Genomic DNA, 17,128 nt, shown 5'->3' on the forward strand with positions numbered 1-17,128 from the left:
CGCGCCGTTCGCCAGGGGAGGGGAGTGCCAGGGAGGGGGCGGTGTTTCCCCGGGGAAACGGGGAAACGATGGCCTCACCGCTGCATGCCCTTGCCTTGGGCTTCGAGCGCTTCGAGCGCGGCGCGCACTCCTTCGATCAGGTCTTCGGTGGTGGCGCCGGTGCCGTTGTGCAGTTTGAGCGTCACGCCCTGGCGCCCGGCCGACAGCACCGACACGGCGCGGCGGCCGCTCATCGGCGCGTCCCAGCTGAACAGCGGGCCCGATGGGCTGTTGCCGGCCGTGGGCGCAGCCAGCAGGCGCTTGAGCACCTCGGGCGAGGGCACCGTCGGCCGGCCAGTGCTGCGGGCGGCGTCCTGCTCCCGCGCAAGTTGTCGCGCTTCCTTGAGGATGGCGACCTGGGCGTTCTTGTCATCCAGGGCCTGCGCGAGGGCATAGCCGGGCTTGAGCTGGACATCGGCGGGGGAGGCAAAGGCGGCGACAATGGCATCGGGGATCGTTGCGACGCGCAGCATCTTTGATAGCCAACCCTTTGAAAGTTTTAGCCTTTCTGCCATCCGCGTGAGATGGTTGCCGTAATGGTCCTTGAGCGCGAGGGCATAGTTGCGCGCGCGTTCCAGGTCAGACACGTCCTTGCGTGCACGGTTTTCCAGATCGGCGAGGCGGAAGGCCGCTTCGTCATCGAGCTGGGCCACCTGCGCCAGAAACTGGAACTGCGGATAGGAATTGGCGCGCAGCCAGGCGATCGACCAATGGCGCCGCGTGCCGGCGATGACCTCGTAATCATAGGCCGGATCGTTTTCGATGCGGCGCACCACGGCGGGCACCTTCTGGCCGCCTTCGGCGATGATCGAATCGATCAGTTCGCGGCACGATTCCTCGCTCAGGTGGGCATAGGATCGGGCATTGCCGGCCCACACCCGCACCCGCGCGGGATCGAGCAGCAATTGCGTGACCTGGCGCACTTCGCCGCTGGCGACGCGGGCCAGCGCGCTTTCGCGGTTGAGCAGCGTGGTGCCGCGCAACGGGCCAAGGCCTGGCGCGGCCGGGCGCGGTGGGGAGGCTGGGGCAGGGGACACAGGCGGCGTGGGGGCAGGCTTAGCCTGCGCACCCGGCACGGGCGCTGGTTCGTCCGCCACGCCCGAGGGACGCGGCGCGGGCGTGTTGTCGATCACCACCGGCGCAGGGGTGGTGTCTGGCGTTTCTTCGTCTTCCGCCAGCAGCGCGGCGAGGTAATCGGATTGCTTGCGCGCCATGGCTTAGAACCTTGCGAAGGGCGGGAACGAGGGGAGGGAGGCGGCGCAGCGGCGGGCGGCGTGATCAGGCATGAAGTACATCCTCTTCCCGCGCCGGGGCAACGCGACCCCAGCCCGCGCGCACCAGCTGTTCGAGCTGGCCCAGCGCTTCGTCGAGGTTGGCCCGGCAGCGCTTGTGCGTCTTGGCCGTGCCGATCGGCTTTTCCAGTTCGTAGATCGTCATCATGCGCAGGGCGGCGTGGCTGATTTCCGCGCTTTCCAGGATGGGAACGGGCAGGAGCGCCGGCCCAAAGGTCTGCTCCATGATCGTGCGCACCATGGCGTGGCTGGGATCGTTGCCGTCAAACTTGGAACAGATCAGGCGAACAAACTGATAATCCACGGCAATTCCCGCTTCAACCAGCTGCGCGATAACCTGGTCCATCATCGAGAGGAACTGCACGGTGGAGCAGAAATCGGGCGTGGTGGCCGCCAGCGGCACGAGCAGGGCATTGGCCGCCTGCATCACCGCGAGCGAGATCGTGCCGAGCGCGGGCGGCGGATCTAGGATCACCACGTCATAATCGCGGGCCAGATCGAGCAGCCCCTGCTTGAGCTTGCGAAACCGCGCGGCGAGCACCGACTGGCCATCGGCGCCGGCCGCGGCGAGTTCGTATTCCACGTCGAACAGTTCAAGGTTCGAGGGGATCAGATCGACATTGGGCCAGGGCGTGCGCTTGACCGCATAGAGCAGATCGGCCTGGGTCGGGTCGATCGACAGATAGGGGTAGAGCGTTTCCTCGCGCGTGATGTTGAAATGCGGGTTGAAGCCGAACAGCGTGGTGGTGGTCGCCTGGCTGTCGCAATCGACCACCAGCACGCGATAGCCCTGCACCGCGAAATAGTGGGCGAGGTGAGTGGTCACGGTGGACTTGCCCACGCCGCCCTTGAAATTCTGCACCGCGATCATCGCCGGCACGTCGTGCGGCCCGCGCGTGGGCATGGCGCCCAGCACTTCGCGCATGTGGAGCATTTCCTGCACGCCATAGCCAATGCGCCGGCCATTGTCGCCCGACGGCGGGGGCGGCAGGCGCCCATCGTCCTCGGCCATGCGGATGCGGTTGGTGGAACAGCCCATCAGCTGCGCGGCTTCGGCAATGCCAAAGCGCACGTTGAGTCCCTTGCGGCTTTCGGGCAGAAAGGCCTTGCGCCGCAGGCGCTCGATCATTCGTTCGCCGGCCTGGGCCAGATCGCCGATTTGCCCCACGATTGCACTGCTATCAGCCATCATTCGCCCGTTTGAAGCTGTTGATGGGTATGCATAGCAAATTTCATTCAATTGAGCAACGCGTGGCTTGGCAATCTCTCGCGCGCGCAAAAAGACCGCAGCATGCATCCCTTGACCGGCTTGGGCGCCGTTCGGCATGCTTTTGCGATATCCATTTATCTATCTGATATTAAGAGCTATTTATGAAAATCGAACGGATGCGCCGGCGCTCGCTCGTTCAGGCAAGCTTTTGGCGAACGGTCGAATTTGCCGGCCCGGAGGCGCATCGGCGGGGCGCCTGGGCGAGAATCACGGCAGCGGCCCGCGTGGCGGAATGTCGATCGCGTCACCGGGATGGAGCGCGCGAAACCGGCCCGGTGCCACGCCTTGCGCGGCCAGCGCGGCATCGAGCTGGCGCAGGGGATCATGGCGCGGTTCGTCGGTCAGCTTGAACGTGCCCCAATGGATGCCGAGCGCCCATTGCGCGTCGAGATCGTGCATGATCTGCACCGCTTCGGCCGGATTGGTATGCTGCGCCGCCATGAACCACCGCGGATCATAGGCGCCGATCGGCAGCAGCGCGCAATCGACCGGGCCAAACTGCTGGCGTAGCTGGCGAAAGATCGCGCCCGTGCCATAGCCGGTATCGCCCGCGAAATAGATCGTGCGCCCCGATGCCTGGATCATGAACCCGCCCCACAGCGCCATGCGGCGATCGCGTGGCGAGCGGGAGGACCAGTGCAGCGCCGGCACGAGATGCGCCAGGGCCTGCCCGGCGGCATCGAGCGGGTGGGCTTGCTCCCAATCGAGCGGCGCCAGGCGTGCGTGGCGGATGTGGCGGCGCACGATGCGATCGTTGCCCAGCGGCGTGATGATCAGCGGCGCGTGGGCGCGGTGCAGGGCCTTAAGCGTGGCCAGGTCGAGATGATCATAATGGTTGTGCGAGAGCAGCACGGCATGGATCGGTGGCAGATCGGCCAGGGCAACGCCGGGCGCGGTAACGCGGCGCGGGCCGGCAAAGCTGACCGGACTGGCGCGCGGTGACCACACCGGATCGGTCAGGATGTTGAGCCCGTCGACCTGGATCAGCACCGTGGCATGGCCAATCATGGTCACGCGCAGGCCGGCGACGGCCATTTCGGGATGGGCCGGCACCACCGGCACATGGCGCGGCCAAGCATGGCGCGGCGCGCTGCGCCGCCAGCGCAGCACATCGCCCAGGCTGCGGTCGGTTTCCGGCTCGCCGGCCAGGTTGTGGAAGCGCAGCCCATCGAAATGATCGCTGACCGGGCCATGATAATAGGGATTGCGCGGCATGAAGCCCTTTCGCGGCGGGGAAACCGGCGGAGTTGGACAAGGGACCTGGCAATTGGGAACGGCCTGCCGCGATTTCCAGGGGCGGGCGCCCGATTGCCATTACCCGGCATTGCAATGCAGGGCCAAGTCGGTATGGACTGGCATTGCGTCGGTGCCGTGCCTTGTTTCTTGCGGGGTGGCATTTCCCCCCTCATGCTCGCCCCGGTGGATGGCTGCGTGCTGCCACTCGCCCCGGGCCGGGTCGTTGCCGCGATTGGAATATTTCTTGGTCCAGACCACGCTTGCCCCGGTGCGGGACGAGACGATCCGCCTTATCGACAAGGCGCGCCTGCCCGATGGCGGCGAACTGCTTCTGCTGCAGAGCGGCGACAGCTTTTCGATCGAGCTCGATGATGAAGAGCTGATGGGCAATACCGACCATGTTTCAGAAGAGGCGCTAGCGCTGATGACGGCGCAGCGCCTGGGCCGCCACGATGCCGCGGTGCTGATCGGCGGGCTGGGCATGGGCTTTACCCTGGGCGCCGCGCTCGATGCCTGGGGCCCCAAGGCGCGCATCCAGGTGGCCGAACTGGTGCCCGAAATCCTGACGTGGGCGCGCGGGCCGCTGGCTCACGTCATGGCCGGCAAGCTGGATGATCCGCGTGTGAGCGTGACGCTGGGCGATGTGCACGACGTGATCGCGCAAGGGCGCGGCGCCTATGATGCGATCCTGCTCGACGTCGACAATGGCCCCGATGGCTTTGTGCAGAAGCAGAACGACCGGCTCTATGCCGCGCCGGGCCTGACCGCGGCCTATGCGGCGTTGCGCCCCGGCGGCATCCTGGCGATCTGGTCGGCCGATCCCGATGGGCAGTTCACGCGTGTGCTGTGCGACACCGGGTTTGACGTGGAAGTAGAGTTCGTCCCGGCCTATGAAGGCGCCAAGGAAGACGAGCACTGCCTGTGGTTCTGCCGCCGCGATTGACGAAAGCGCGCCCGGCCTGATCCAGCTGCCGGATTAAATTCCTTCTTTCCGAAAGGTTGGGCACGTTTCCGCCAGCGGTGCGTTGCGCTGGCGGGGGCCTATCTTGCCCTTGTCGTGACCAACACCAGGCAAGCAGGGAAACACCGTGAATCAACCGGCACTCGAGACTCTTTCCCGCGCGGAACTGGAGGCAGAAGTGCTGCGGTTGCGGCAGGCCGGCGTGGTGTCGGGCGATGCCGCCGATGCCGCCGATGCCCACCGCCAGGCGCTGTTCGAGGCGATCGACGACGGCTTTTGCATCATCGAGTTCTTTGATGGCCCGCATGGCCCGATGAGCGACTATCGTCATATCGAGGCCAACAGCGGCTACGAGCGCCATACCGGCATTGCCGGCATTGTCGGCAAGACGCTGCGCGATATTGCCCCGGCCGAGGCCGATGGCTGGCTGGCGCTTTATGGCGAGGTGCTGCGCAGCGGCGAGCCGGTGCGGTTTGAGCGCGAGTTCGTGACCGCCGAGCGCTTTATCGAAGTATCGGCGCGGCGCGTCGGGCCGGCCTGCAATCGCCAGGTTTCCGTGCTGTTCCGCGATATTACCGCGCGCAAGGCGCAGGAGGCGGCGCTGCGGCGGAGCGAGGCACTGGCGCGCGATAACGTGCAGCGGGTGCAACTGGCGCTTGCCGCTGGCGCGATCATCGGCACCTGGATGTGGGACATCCCCACCGGGCAGGTGGCCGTGGACGAAGGCTTTGCCGGCGTATTCGGCTTGCCGCCCAGCGCTGACCCGGTGAGCTATACTATCGATCGCCTGCTCGAGGCCGTGCACCCCGATGACAAGCCCGGTGTCGATGCCGCGATTGCCGCATGCCTGGCCGATCTGGGGCACTATCGCCACCAATACCGCGTCAGGGGCCACGAGGGCCGCTATGCCTGGGTCGAGGCGGTGGGCCGGGTGGAAGCTGATGCGCAGGGCCAGGCCCGGCGTTTTCCCGGCGTGCTGCTCGATCTGGAGGCGCGCCGCGCGGTGGAGGCCGAGCGCGACCGCGTGACCGACGAATTGCGCCGCCTGACCGATACGCTGGAGCAGCGCGTGGCCGATCGCACCGCGGAACTGATGCACGCCGAGGAACAGCTGCGCCAGGCCCAGAAGATGGAAGCGGTGGGGCAGCTGACGGGCGGCTTGGCGCACGATTTCAACAATCTGCTGGCGGGCATTTCCGGCTCCCTGGAAATGATCGGCACGCGCCTCGCCCAAGGCCGCTTTGCCGAGGTGGAAAAGTATCTGGCCATGGCCCAGGCGGCCGGGCGCCGTGCCGCTGCACTGACCCATCGCCTGCTGGCCTTTTCGCGGCGCCAGACGCTCGATCCCCGGCCGACCGACATCAACGACCTGATCAACGGCATGGCCGATCTGGTGCGGCGCACGGTGGGGCCGGCGATTGCGGTGGAATGCGTCGGGGCGGCGGGGCTGTGGACCGCGCTGGTCGATGCCAGCCAGCTGGAAAACGCGCTGCTCAACCTGTGCCTCAATGCCCGCGACGCCATGCCCGATGGCGGCCGCATCACGATCGAGACGGCCAACCGCTGGTTCGATGCGCGCAGCGCCGATGCCCATGAAATTCCGCCGGGCCAGTATCTCTCGCTTTGCGTCTCTGACACTGGCGTGGGCATGTCGGCCGATGTCATCGCCAAGGCGTTCGATCCGTTCTTCACCACCAAGCCGCTGGGGCAGGGCACGGGGCTGGGCCTGTCGATGATCTATGGCTTTGCCAAGCAATCGGGCGGCCACGCGCGGATTTATTCGGAGGAAGGTAGCGGCACCACGGTGTGCATCTACTTGCCGCGCTATTACGGCGCGGAACAGGCGCAGGGCGAGCTGAGCGGGCACTTCATGTCGGCCGCCGATCTTGCGCCGGCGCCTGGCCAGGGCACCGTGCTGGTGGTGGACGACGAGCCGCTGGTGCGCATGCTGGTGGTGACCGCGCTGGAAGACATGGGCCATCATGTGCTGGAAGCCGAAGACGGCGCGCAGGGGCTCAAGATCCTGCAATCGGATGCGCCGATCGACATGCTGGTGACCGACGTGGGCCTGCCCGGCGGCATGAACGGCCGCCAGATGGTCGACGCCGCGCGCAGCCACCGGCCCGCCACGCCGGTGCTGTTCATTACCGGCTATGCCGAGAACGCGATCATCGGCAGTGGCCATCTGGAGCCGGGGATGCAGATCCTGACCAAGCCCTTTGCCGTGGGCGATCTGGAACAGCGCGTGCGCACGATGCTGACTGGGCGTGAGGACGGCTGAGGCGTGGGCGGGTGTTATCAAGCGGGACCCCGGATCAAGTCCGGGGTGACGATAAGTTTTTACGTTACCTATATTTTCTCGTCACCCCGGACTTGATCCGGGGTCCCGCTTTTTACTTGTGCAAAACGCCAGAACTTCAGCATTTGCCCACGCGCGCCAGATCACGGGCGCGGGTGGGCGCCGGTCTTGACCAGCAGCGCCAGTTCGGTGCGGTTGGCCACGCCCAGGCGGTCATAGAGGCGGTGGAGGTTGATCTTTACCGTGCCTTCGGTCACGCCCAGGCTATCGGCGATGTCGCGGTTGCGCAGGCCGGCGGCGACGCCCTCGGCAATCTGGCGGTCGCGATCGGACAAGGCGGCCATGGCGTCTTCGCCCGTGGCCGCAGGGCGCGTGGCGGCGGCAAAGGCGCGCTCCATCAGGTCCATGGCAATGGCGCGCTCTCCGGCCATGACGGCGGTGATTGCTGCTTGCAGTGCGCCGGGCGGGGCATGCTTGAGGACGATGGCATTGACCCCGCGTTGCACTGCCGCCACCAGGCTGGCATCGTCGAGTTCGGCCGCCAGGATCAGCACGGGCAAGGCGTCGCCGGCATCGCGCAGCGCGGAGAGAACGCCCACGCCATCGGGCGCGGGCATGCGCAGATCGACGATCGCCAGATCGGGCCGGGTCTGGGCAATGGCGGCAAGCGCGGCCGCGCCATCACCGACCGAGGCGACGATCTCGTGCCCCAGGCGGCCCAGCACCTGTTCCAGCCCGGCGCGCAGGAAGGCGTGATCGTCGGCAACGAGAATGCGGGTCATGACAGGTCCAGCGGCAGGGTGAAAAGCAAGCAAGTGCGGCCGGCACGCGTTTCCAGCGCAAATGAACCGCCCAGCGCGGCGGCGCGCGTGGCGAGCGAGGCGGGTAGGGCATGGGGCGACGGCCCGGCAAAACCCTTGCCATCATCGCCGATCGCCAGGCACAGCGCGCCATAGCGTTCGGCCAGATCGATGGTGATGCTGCGCGCCTGGCCATGGCGCACGGCATTGGCCACGCCCTCGCGCACCAGGTGCTGGCATTCATAGACCAGCGCGGTGGATACCGGCAGCGGGGCGGGCGCTGGCGTGGGCGAGATGGCCACGTGCCAGTGGCGCGCAAGCTGAAGGGCGAGTGCGGCGATTTCGGCATGGATATCGCGCTGGCCGGGCAGGATCTGCCCGTGCCGCAACTGCGCGATGATCGCGCGCACGTGGTCCTGCTCGCCCGCGATGCTCTCGCAGATTTCGGCAATGGCGTGGCTTGCGGGCGTGGCCGGGTTTTCCCCCTGGTCCAGCCGCAGTGCTTCCAGGCGAAAGCGCGCGCCGGCCAGCGTCTGCACCACGCTGTCGTGCAGGTCGGTGGCGATCTGGCCGCGCAGGCGGGCCATGGCCACTTCGCGGGCGAGGGCGCGGGCTTCCTCGTCGTCCAGCGCGGCGGCCACTTCGCGGGCGAGGGCCTGGGCGAGGAACAGGTCATCGGCATTGAGGCCGGGCATGCCATAGAGCACGAGCTGCCCGCGCCCGGTGCGCCCGGACAGCGGGATCGAGAGGCCTTCGTCTTCCGGGCCGGCCATCACCAGGGCGGGCCACTCGGGGTGGCTGCGCGCCACCAGGCGGCCTGATGCGGTAAGGCACAAGGCCCGCCCGCGCGTGCGATCGAACAGCATCGGCGTGGCCTGCGGCGGGGGCAGGGGTGGGATGGCGGCAGGCCGCGCCGCGCCGCCGGCGGCATGGACGCGGGGATGTGGTTCTGCCGTGGCGGCCCAGGCCAGGAGGCCACCCTGCGCCTGGCACAGGCCCATGGCATAGGCCAGGACCTGGGCCGGCAGCACGGCGTCGTCGCCCGCGTTCCCAGGCAGCGAATCCGCCGGGTCATGGCGCGGCAGGGCGGGGCGCTGCCGCCCCTGGACGAACCAGGCGAGCAGCAGCGACAGCACGCCCAGCGTACTCAGCCGTCGCAGGAACTTGGTGGTATCGATCGGCACGCCGGCCCAATCGACCGCCAGCCCGGCCACGAGAAAACACAGCGCCAGCCCCACGGCTGCCAGCATGGCGTTGCGCCGGCTCCAGCGCGCCAGCGAGGTGAGCGTGAGGAACGCGTAGAACGTCATGAACGCGCTGAAGAAATCGAAGGTCACCGCCTCGGTTGCGGCGAGCCCGATCAGCATGGTCAGCGCATCGATGAAAAAGGCCAAGCCGCCGAGGCGAAATTCGAACCACCAGCTGCGCCAGGCGATGGCCAGCATGACCAGGGCAAAGACCAGATAGCCTTCGAACAGGAACGCCGGTTGCGTGCCGCCGAGCACGGCATGGGGCGGCGCGATCCACAGCCACAGCGTGAACAGGCACGCGATCAACGCCCGAATCGCGGCCAGGAACAGCCCGGAGCGCGAGCGCACGCCGGCGGCATTCATGCCATGGTGTGGTGATGTGGCCCCGGTCATGGCGGCCTCCATGCCACGATCGCTGCGCGGTTCAAAGCCGGTGGTCGGGGCGCGGCGTGAATGTGATGGTCTGTCACACAAGTGCAATTATCGATGGGTACTGGCCCCGTAACGAAAGATACAGACTCGTTGCGGAGGAGTGCACAGTGACTTACCCCAAGGCCGCCCTGGCCTCGTCGATGATGGTGCTTGCCTGGCTCAACGCCGGTGTGGCGCATGCTGCCGAAGCACCGGCCGCTGCGCCCGCAGCCGCTGAAGCCGCGCCCGATGCATCGGCCAGCGCCGATAGCGGTTCGCGCCTCTCTGAAATCGTGGTCACCGCAACCAAGCGCGAGACCAACCTGCAAAAGACCCCGGTGGCGATCTCGGTGGTGAGCGACCAGCTCATCAAGGACCGCCACGTGCAGAGCCTGATCGACCTCGCCGATGGCGGCGTACCGTCCTTGCGCGTCGCCACGTTCGAAGCGCGCCAGTCGGCGCTGACCGTGGGCATTCGCGGCATCGTGCCGTTCGACCAGAACCAGACCGCGCGCGACACTGGCGTTGGCGTCTATATCGACGGCGTCTATCTCGCCCGCTCGCAGGGCCTCAACGCCGCGCTGTTCGACGTGCAGCGCATCGAAGTGCTGAAAGGCCCGCAGGGCACGCTGTTTGGCCGCAACACCGAAGGCGGCGCGGTCAGCATCGTGACCAAGGACCCGACCGGCCAGTTCGACGGCCGCTTTGCCGCGGGCGTGGGCAATTTCGGCAGCCACAGCGTGGAAGGCCACCTGGACCTGCCGGAATTCAACAACATCGCCATCAAGATCGACGGCGTGCAGCAGCATCAGGACCCCACAGTGAAGAACCCGCTGGCGGGCCAGGCCGGCTGGAACCAGTATGATCGCACCGGTGGGCGCATCTCGGCCAAGTGGACGCCGATGCCCGGTTTTTCGGCCGTGGTTTCCTATGACAAGGCCAAGGACGAAAACACCCCGAACTACAGCCAGCTGATCAACTACAACCCGCAGGGGCGCACGGTTGGCCAGTACATCCAGAACCCCAATGGCAACGGCAAGTATATCCTGGTGGCGCCCGGCACCAGCACGGCCTGCTCTGCCTGCATCGCGCCGCTTTCGTCGCTGATGACGCCCACCGGTGACAACCGGGTCAAGGTGGCGCCGATCGGCGTGCCGCAGCAGCCCAGCGTCGATCGCACGCAAGGCACCTCGCTGCACCTCAACTATGACGTGGCGCCGCACATGCAGCTGCGCTCGATCACGGCATGGCGCACGGTTTCGACCGAGCAGTGGGACAACTCGGGCGGCGCCGCGCGCACGATCTTTGCCCCCAACACCGGCTTCTCGCGCTACAGCCTCTCGTACCTCAACCAGCGCCAGTTCAGCCAGGAGCTTCAGCTCGTCGGCAGCCTGCCGCAGGTGGATTACGTGCTGGGCGCCTATTACTTCAACGAACGCGCCCAGGAACAGGCATCGACGCCCTCGTCCAACACCTGGAACGTCGATGGCACCGGCTATACCATCAACAGCGAAACCGTGGTTGGCCCCGTCACTTCGTCCAACCAGGGCTGGGCGATCGGGCAGCAGTTCCTGCAGCGCGCCAGCCAGGCCTTTGCCAAGAGCTATGCCGCGTTTGGCCAGGCGACGTTCACTCCCGATGCGCTGGGCGACAAGCTGCACCTGACCGTGGGCGGCCGCTATACCCACGACAAGCGCGATGGCACGCTCTATCTCGTGCAGGGCGCGGCGACCAACTATCAGTTCCACGAAAGCGTCAGCCGGTTCGATCCGCTGATCGTGGCGGCCTACGACCTGACCGATAACATCCACGCCTATGCCAAGTATTCGACCGGCTATCGCGCCGGTGGCGCCAACGACCGTTCGCAGACCTTTGCGTCGTTCGGTCCCGAAGCGGTCAAGGCCTATGAAATCGGCACCAAGATGGACCTGATGGACCACCGCGTGCGCCTGAACCTGGCCGGCTATATGATGGACCGCACCGGCACCCAGACCGATTTCGACAACGTCGATACGCGGCCCTATCTCGACAATGGCCTGCCCAACCCGACGTTCAACCTCCACACCGAGGAAACCCGCAACGCGCCGGGCACCTCGCGCATTCGCGGCGTGGAAGCCGACCTGACGGTGCAGGCAGCCGAGGGCCTGACGCTGAGCGCCTCTTACGCCTATACCTATACCCACGTTCCGGCGACGGCGAACCCGTTCCTCAACAACCAGCTCTATCAGGTCTATGTGGTCTATACGCCGGCCAACGCGGCGTCGGGCGCGATCGACTATGCCCTGCCGGTCAATGCCAATGGCAGCGAACTGCGCGTGCACCTCGATGCCAACTATGCCGATCCGCAGTACAGCTTCCAGAACGAATCGGTGAAGACCGACTCCAGCTTCGTGGTCAACGGCCGCATCGCGCTGGCCTCGGTGCCGCTCAATGGCAGCGCCAAGGCGACGTTCTCGGCCTGGAGCCGCAACCTGTTCAACACCACCTACATCTATCGCCGTTCGGGCGCCAACGATGCGGTGCTGGGCGATTATGGCAACTTCAACCCGCCCCGCACCTTTGGCGGCGAGATCGCCATCAGCTTCTGATCACAACGAAATTCCGAGCCCTCACTGGGCGGGCAGTTCCACCGTGGACTGCCCGCTTTTTTTTGCCCGTTTTCCAGCCCGTTTGGGCAGAATCGCGCCAAATTCCGGCGGTGTCTTGCCGTGCGGGCGGTTTGCCCTATTTCGGGAGGTGCGATGAAACCGACCGATCTTTCCCAGCTCAAGGCCAATGCCGCGCACATGGCCGGCCGTCTCAAGGTGATGAGCCATCCCGAGCGGCTGCTGATGCTGTGCCGGATGGATGAGGGCGAGGTGAGCGTGACCGAACTGGTGGCGCTGACCGGGCTGTCGCAATCGGGCGTATCGCAGCACCTGGCGCTGCTGCGCGGCGAAGACGTCGTCGCCGTGCGCAGCGAGGCGCAGGTGCGCTGGTACAGCCTGAAGGACCCGGTGGTTTCGGGCCTGATCCACGCGATGTGCGTGATGTGCGAAGCTGGCGCGATCAGCCAGCAACATTCTGCCCAGCAACATTCTGAATGAGAGACGACAGCCAGTTCAAGTTTGCGGCAGCGGCCGCGTCATAGCGTGTCTTCCGGGACGACAAGACCCGAGGTGGGAGACACAAGATGAAGACCATTCGCATTGCCGCCATCATGGCCGCCGCGCTGACCATTGGCGGCACGGCCGCGCAAACCGCCCAGGCCCAGGCCTGGGGCGGATATAACCAGGGCTATGGGGGGCAGGGCTATGGCGGCGGCTATTACGGCGGCGGTGGCGACTGGCAGGGCCGCCGCATGGCCTTCATCTGTTCGGGCCAGCGCGCCCATGGGCTGGAAGCGCGCCTGCGCCACGAGGTGGACGAAGGCGATATCGATCCGCGCCAGGCCGGCCGCATCCACGATGCGATCGACGATCTCGAAGGGCGCCAGCGCAATGAATGCGGCGAGGGTGACTGGCGCTCGGTCAACCGCATCGCCATGCGCTATGACCGCATCGAAGGCTGGATCAACGCCTCGGCCCATCAAGGCGGCGGCTGGGGCGGGCGTGGCTGGTAAGGTCAGCCGAGCGCAATGGCCTGTTGCGCCAGGCTGGCCATCGCCGGGCGATGGCTGACCAGCAGCAGGCCGGTGCCGGTCTGATCCAGCCAGGCGGCCAGGCGCTGGTGCAGCAGCGCCTCGGTCGCCAGGTCCAGCCCCTCGCTCGGCTCGTCGAGCACGAGCCAGGGGCGGCCTGACAGCAGCGCCCGCGCCAGGGCAATGCGCCGGCGCTGCCCGCCCGACAGGCGCGCACCATCGCCGCCCAGCCACTGGTCAAGGCCGTGGGGCAGGGCGGCCAAGACGTCATCGGCGCAGGCCACGTGCAGGGCTGCTTCCATGGCCGCGCGATCGATGCCGGGCCGCGCCAGGGCGAGATTATCGGCCACGGTGCCGGCAATCAGCGGCGCTGACTGGGGCATCAGCGCAATGGCGGGGCGCACCGCCGCCAGGCCCAGGTCGCGCGGATCGTATCCGTCGATCGCCAGCGCCTGTGGCGCATCATCGCGCAGGCCAGCCAGCGTTTCGACCAGCCGCGTCTTGCCCGCGCCCGATGGCCCGGCGATCAGCACCCGCGCGCCGGGGGCCAGGGTGGTGCCGGCAATGGTCAGCGCGGGCCGCGCCGCCAGCACTGGCGCGGGCTGCGCCGTGGCCAGGGTGGCGCCGGCCTGTTCCAGGCGTTCCTGCGCCAGGCGGGTATCGGGCGCGTTGGCATCGTGCGCGGCAACCGCGCTCCACGGCTCCAGCGCGGCCATGGCCGCCAGGAGGGCGAGGGCCAGCAGCGGCGCGGTGCCTTGCGCCACCAGCACGATCGCCGCCAGCGTCACCGCCGCGATCAGCGCCTGCACGGCGGCAAGCCAGGCTTCGGCCTGGGCCACGGCATGGTGGGCGCGGCATTGCGCAGTGGCGCGCTCGTGCAGCGCCTCGGCCAGGGCGGGGGCCAGGCCATAGACGGCGATATCGATCGCCGGTGCGGCCATTTCGGCATAATCGGCGGCCAGTGCGGCATGGGCGCGGGCGCGCTCGGCCTGGCGCGCGGGCAACAGGCGCGTGGCCATCGCCGGGCCGGCTACGCGCATGGCTGCCAGGCCCGCGGCCAGCACGATCAGCGCCGCCACGCCCAGCGCCAGCGCGCAGGCCAACGCGACGATTGCGGCCGCCCACGCCCCTACGCGGGAGACACGGCGGATCGCGGCGTCTTCCAGCAGATCGACATCGCGGCCAAAGCGCGCCGCCATTTCCCCGCTGCGCCCGGCCTCGCGCCCGGAAAGCGCCGCCTGTGCAATGCGGGCAAACAGGCCGGCGCGCACTTCTGCCAGGGCAAATAGCGCGGCGCGGTGGCCCAGCATGCGTTCGCCATAGCGGCTGGCAGTGCGGCCGATCGCGGCGGCGCGAATGCCCGCGCTGGGCAAAAGATAGTTGAACCCGGTGACCGCCGCTGGCCCGCCCAAACCCGCCAGCGCCGCGCCCGCCAGGAACCAGCCAGCCGTGGCGAGCAGGCCCACCCCGGCGAGCGCCGCCACGATCGCGCAGGCCATCGCCGCGCGCAACACCCTGCGCTGGCGGGCGAGCGGCGCTTGCAGCAGGGCGATCATGCCGCGTTCCTGGCAGCGGGCGCGTCAACCGCGCAGCAGGTCTGTGCCAGGGCGGCCAGATCGGCATCGTGGGTGGCGGCCACCACCAGTCGGTCTTGCGCGCAGCGGGCGAGAATGGCGCGCACCGCCGCCGCGCTGGCGGGGTCAAGATCGGCGGTGGGTTCGTCCAGCAGCAGGATCGGCCGGCCCGACAGGATCGCGCGGGCGAGGCCAATGCGCCGCCGCTCTCCGCCGGAAAGCCCGGCACCGCGATGATCGATAGCCATGGCAAGGCCTCCGCGCCGCGCCAGCATCGGGCCCAGGCCAAGCTGCGTCAGCAGGTCGACCAATGCGGCATCATCGCGTTGCGCGCCGGGCTGCGCCAGGTGCAGGTTGCTCGCCAGGGTGCCAGGCAGCAGTGATACCGCCTGCCCGGCCCAGCCGATCAGGGCATTGGCCGCGTCGCCAGGCCAGGGTGCCCCGTCTGCCACTATCTGCCCTTCGGCCAGCGGAGCCTGCCCGATTAAGGCGAGCAAGAGCGAGGATTTGCCGCTGCCGGTGGCGCCGGTCACGGCATGAAGGCCAGGGCCACGCCAATCCCAGGTGAGCGGGCCGATCCGCGTGCCATCGGGATAGGCGATCACCACACCCGCGCCGTGCAGGTGGCGCGGCGTTGCCGTTGCCGGTTGCGCTGGCCGTTCCACGATCGGCGCGGCATGGGCCAGCGCCTGGTCGATCGCCGCTAATGCGGCCTCGCCGGTCTGCTTGTCGTGATAGGCGGCCGCCAGGCGCCGCATGCCAAGGTAGAATTCGGGCGCCAGCGCCAGGGTATAGAACGCCCGCGCCAGGGTGAGATGCTCGGGCGCGGGAAACGGCAGCAGGCCGAGCAGGGCAAAGCCGCAATAGACCGCGACCAGCGCCACGCAGAGCGCCGCGAAGAATTCGAGAATGGCGTTGGAGGCAAAGGCCACTGCCAGCACGCCCATCGTGCGCCGCGCCACATCCTGCGTCGCCATGGCCAGTTGCCGACCGATGCGCTCTTCCGCGCCGGATGCCAGGATCAGCGGCAGATGGGCGATGCGATCGACGAACAGGCCCGAGGCACGCTCCAGCGCGCGATGCTGCGCCTGCGCGCGGCGTGCCGCCATGCCCCCGGCCAGAATCAGCCCGAACACGAAGGGCACCAGCGTGGCCAGCATGATGGCGGCCGAAACCCAGCTGGCCGGCGCGACGGCCAGGGCGATCAGCAGCGGCCCCAGCGCGCTGGCCCCGCGCAACGGCAGGAACCGCGCGACCAGCCCTTCGGTGCGATCGACGGTATCGACCGCCAGGTGCACGTCTTCACCCACCAGCGCCGCGCGCGCGGTGCGGCTGGGCAGTAGCGCCGGCCACAGCCGCTGGCGCAGGCCGTCTTGGAACCGCGTCGCAGCGGCCTGCCCGGTCAGCCGCGCGCGGGCCAGCGCCAGGGCGCGCCAGGCGCCACCCGCGAGCAGCAGTGTGGCGGCCGGCCAGGCCGGCAGCGCGCCATCGGCGCGCGACGCCACCGCCCAGGCCAGGCCCGCGGCCAGGGGAATCGCGCCGGCGCTTTCCGCCATCCACCAGGCGGTGGGGCGCAGGCTGCGCGGAGGGCGGGTCGCCGGGCGGGAATCGCGGGCAGGTGCGGCCTTGTGAGACAATCTGTCCATCTTCTTATAACAGGAAATCGTGATATAAACGGTAATCGATTCGAGGAAACCCGCGTTTCACCCGGTTTTCCTTTTCGTAATCGGCGTTTGCGCCAATTAAACCGGCGCTGGATTGATCGCCGTCAAAATGCTGCGGCGCAGCGGGGGCTAAGGGCGGTGGCGTGCCCCTGTCGCGCTTTTGGCAGGGCTTCTCCCGATCGTGTGGCCTGCCGCCGATCGGCAGGGCCCGACGGGGAGCCATAGCAGAGGGAACGCGGCCATGGACATGGCAGTCATCGAATTATCCCGCCTTCAGTTCGCGCTGACGGCCATGTACCATTTCCTGTTCGTGCCATTGACGCTTGGCCTGTCGTTCATGCTGGTGATCATGGAGAGCATCTATGTGATCACCAAGCGGCCGATCTGGCGCATCATCACGCGCTTCTGGGGCAAGCTGTTCGGCATCAACTTTGTCCTGGGCGTGGCCACCGGCCTGACCATGGAATTCGAGTTCGGCACCAACTGGGCCTATTATGCCCACTATGTCGGCGATATCTTCGGCGCGCCGCTGGCGATCGAAGGGCTGATGGCCTTCTTCCTCGAAGCGACCATGGTGGGGGTGATGTTCTTCGGCTGGGACCGCCTCAGCCGGCGCCAGCATCTGGCGGTCACGTTCATGGTGGCGCTGGGCACCAATCTTTCGGCGCTGTGGATCCTGATCGCCAATGGCTGGATGCAGAACCCGGTGGGGG

General features: G+C 67.6%; 13 protein-coding genes. 6 read left to right on the forward strand and 7 right to left on the reverse strand.

The window, feature by feature from the left end:
• Positions 1-74: 74 nt before the first annotated feature.
• From SCA01S_RS06930 to SCA01S_RS06940, 3 genes are all read right to left on the reverse strand, one after another.
• Entirely contained in the window at positions 75-1,253 is a 1,179-nt protein-coding gene (locus tag SCA01S_RS06930) for a ParB/RepB/Spo0J family partition protein (RefSeq protein WP_062784254.1), read from the reverse strand.
• Between the two features lie 64 nt (positions 1,254-1,317).
• Positions 1,318-2,520, reverse strand: a complete 1,203-nt coding sequence (locus tag SCA01S_RS06935) for an AAA family ATPase (RefSeq protein ID WP_028658115.1) — start codon at positions 2,518-2,520, stop codon at positions 1,318-1,320.
• Positions 2,521-2,808: 288 nt separating this feature from the next.
• Positions 2,809-3,816 carry an MBL fold metallo-hydrolase gene (locus SCA01S_RS06940; RefSeq protein WP_062784256.1) on the reverse strand — a complete coding sequence of 336 codons (1,008 nt, stop codon included), beginning with the start codon at positions 3,814-3,816 and terminating at the stop codon, positions 2,809-2,811.
• 265 nt (positions 3,817-4,081) lie between these two features.
• Between SCA01S_RS06940 and SCA01S_RS06945 the strand changes: the two genes are divergently transcribed.
• Both SCA01S_RS06945 and SCA01S_RS06950 read left to right on the forward strand, forming a co-directional pair.
• Positions 4,082-4,780: a polyamine aminopropyltransferase gene (locus SCA01S_RS06945; protein ID WP_062784330.1), complete on the forward strand. Its 699-nt coding sequence runs from the start codon at positions 4,082-4,084 to the stop codon at positions 4,778-4,780.
• Between the two features lie 145 nt (positions 4,781-4,925).
• Positions 4,926-7,079 (forward strand): response regulator, encoded by a 2,154-nt coding sequence (locus SCA01S_RS06950; RefSeq protein WP_084390826.1) that lies wholly within the window; start codon positions 4,926-4,928, stop codon positions 7,077-7,079.
• Positions 7,080-7,240: 161 nt separating this feature from the next.
• Here the strand turns inward: SCA01S_RS06950 and SCA01S_RS06955 are convergent, their stop codons facing one another.
• Together SCA01S_RS06955 and SCA01S_RS06960 are read right to left on the reverse strand one after the other, a co-directional pair.
• Positions 7,241-7,879, reverse strand: a complete 639-nt coding sequence (locus tag SCA01S_RS06955; RefSeq protein ID WP_062784258.1) for a response regulator — start codon at positions 7,877-7,879, stop codon at positions 7,241-7,243.
• Complete coding sequence (locus tag SCA01S_RS06960; protein WP_167542869.1) at positions 7,876-9,540, reverse strand: sensor histidine kinase; 1,665 nt, start codon at positions 9,538-9,540, stop codon at positions 7,876-7,878. The genes SCA01S_RS06955 and SCA01S_RS06960 overlap by 4 nt, the downstream gene beginning before the upstream one ends.
• Before the next feature lie 179 nt (positions 9,541-9,719).
• On the opposite strand from SCA01S_RS06960, the gene SCA01S_RS06965 reads away from it, so the two are divergent.
• The 3 genes from SCA01S_RS06965 to SCA01S_RS06975 all read left to right on the forward strand — a co-directional run bounded on the left by SCA01S_RS06965 (position 9,720) and on the right by SCA01S_RS06975 (position 13,159).
• A complete protein-coding gene (locus tag SCA01S_RS06965; RefSeq protein ID WP_062784334.1) occupies positions 9,720-12,146 on the forward strand; it encodes a TonB-dependent receptor in 2,427 nt (808 codons plus the stop codon).
• Positions 12,147-12,299: 153 nt separating this feature from the next.
• Positions 12,300-12,644 carry an ArsR/SmtB family transcription factor gene (locus SCA01S_RS06970; protein ID WP_062784262.1) on the forward strand — a complete coding sequence of 115 codons (345 nt, stop codon included), beginning with the start codon at positions 12,300-12,302 and terminating at the stop codon, positions 12,642-12,644.
• 86 nt (positions 12,645-12,730) lie between these two features.
• Positions 12,731-13,159 carry a hypothetical protein gene (locus SCA01S_RS06975; protein ID WP_062784264.1) on the forward strand — a complete coding sequence of 143 codons (429 nt, stop codon included), beginning with the start codon at positions 12,731-12,733 and terminating at the stop codon, positions 13,157-13,159.
• A gap of 2 nt (positions 13,160-13,161) precedes the next feature.
• Here the strand turns inward: SCA01S_RS06975 and SCA01S_RS06980 are convergent, their stop codons facing one another.
• Both SCA01S_RS06980 and SCA01S_RS06985 read right to left on the reverse strand, forming a co-directional pair.
• Positions 13,162-14,733, reverse strand: coding sequence for an ATP-binding cassette domain-containing protein (locus tag SCA01S_RS06980; RefSeq protein ID WP_062784266.1), 1,572 nt, complete (start codon positions 14,731-14,733; stop codon positions 13,162-13,164).
• Complete coding sequence (locus SCA01S_RS06985; RefSeq protein WP_062784336.1) at positions 14,730-16,307, reverse strand: ATP-binding cassette domain-containing protein; 1,578 nt, start codon at positions 16,305-16,307, stop codon at positions 14,730-14,732. Before SCA01S_RS06985 ends, SCA01S_RS06980 begins: the two co-directional genes overlap by 4 nt.
• A gap of 349 nt (positions 16,308-16,656) precedes the next feature.
• Here SCA01S_RS06985 and SCA01S_RS06990 point away from each other — a divergent pair.
• A partial coding sequence (locus SCA01S_RS06990) for a cytochrome ubiquinol oxidase subunit I (protein WP_174544785.1) occupies positions 16,657-17,128 on the forward strand: 472 nt, incomplete at its 3' end.

Source organism: Novosphingobium capsulatum NBRC 12533 (assembly GCF_001598375.1).
GTDB classification, from domain to species: Bacteria; Pseudomonadota; Alphaproteobacteria; order Sphingomonadales; family Sphingomonadaceae; genus Novosphingobium; species Novosphingobium capsulatum.

Bases quoted from the DNA above. Each gene is read 5' to 3' on its own strand.
- SCA01S_RS06975 (WP_062784264.1), top strand. From the start codon at position 12,731: ATGAAGACCATTCGCATTGCCGCCATCATGGCCGCCGCGCTGACCATT.
- SCA01S_RS06940 (WP_062784256.1), bottom strand. From the start codon at position 3,816: ATGCCGCGCAATCCCTATTATCATGGCCCGGTCAGCGATCATTTCGAT.
- SCA01S_RS06970 (WP_062784262.1), top strand. From the start codon at position 12,300: ATGAAACCGACCGATCTTTCCCAGCTCAAGGCCAATGCCGCGCACATG.
- SCA01S_RS06935 (WP_028658115.1), bottom strand. From the start codon at position 2,520: ATGGCTGATAGCAGTGCAATCGTGGGGCAAATCGGCGATCTGGCCCAG.
- SCA01S_RS06965 (WP_062784334.1), top strand. From the start codon at position 9,720: ATGATGGTGCTTGCCTGGCTCAACGCCGGTGTGGCGCATGCTGCCGAA.
- SCA01S_RS06960 (WP_167542869.1), bottom strand. From the start codon at position 9,540: ATGACCGGGGCCACATCACCACACCATGGCATGAATGCCGCCGGCGTG.
- SCA01S_RS06980 (WP_062784266.1), bottom strand. From the start codon at position 14,733: ATGATCGCCCTGCTGCAAGCGCCGCTCGCCCGCCAGCGCAGGGTGTTG.
- SCA01S_RS06930 (WP_062784254.1), bottom strand. From the start codon at position 1,253: ATGGCGCGCAAGCAATCCGATTACCTCGCCGCGCTGCTGGCGGAAGAC.
- SCA01S_RS06955 (WP_062784258.1), bottom strand. From the start codon at position 7,879: ATGACCCGCATTCTCGTTGCCGACGATCACGCCTTCCTGCGCGCCGGG.
- SCA01S_RS06985 (WP_062784336.1), bottom strand. From the start codon at position 16,307: ATGGCGGAAAGCGCCGGCGCGATTCCCCTGGCCGCGGGCCTGGCCTGG.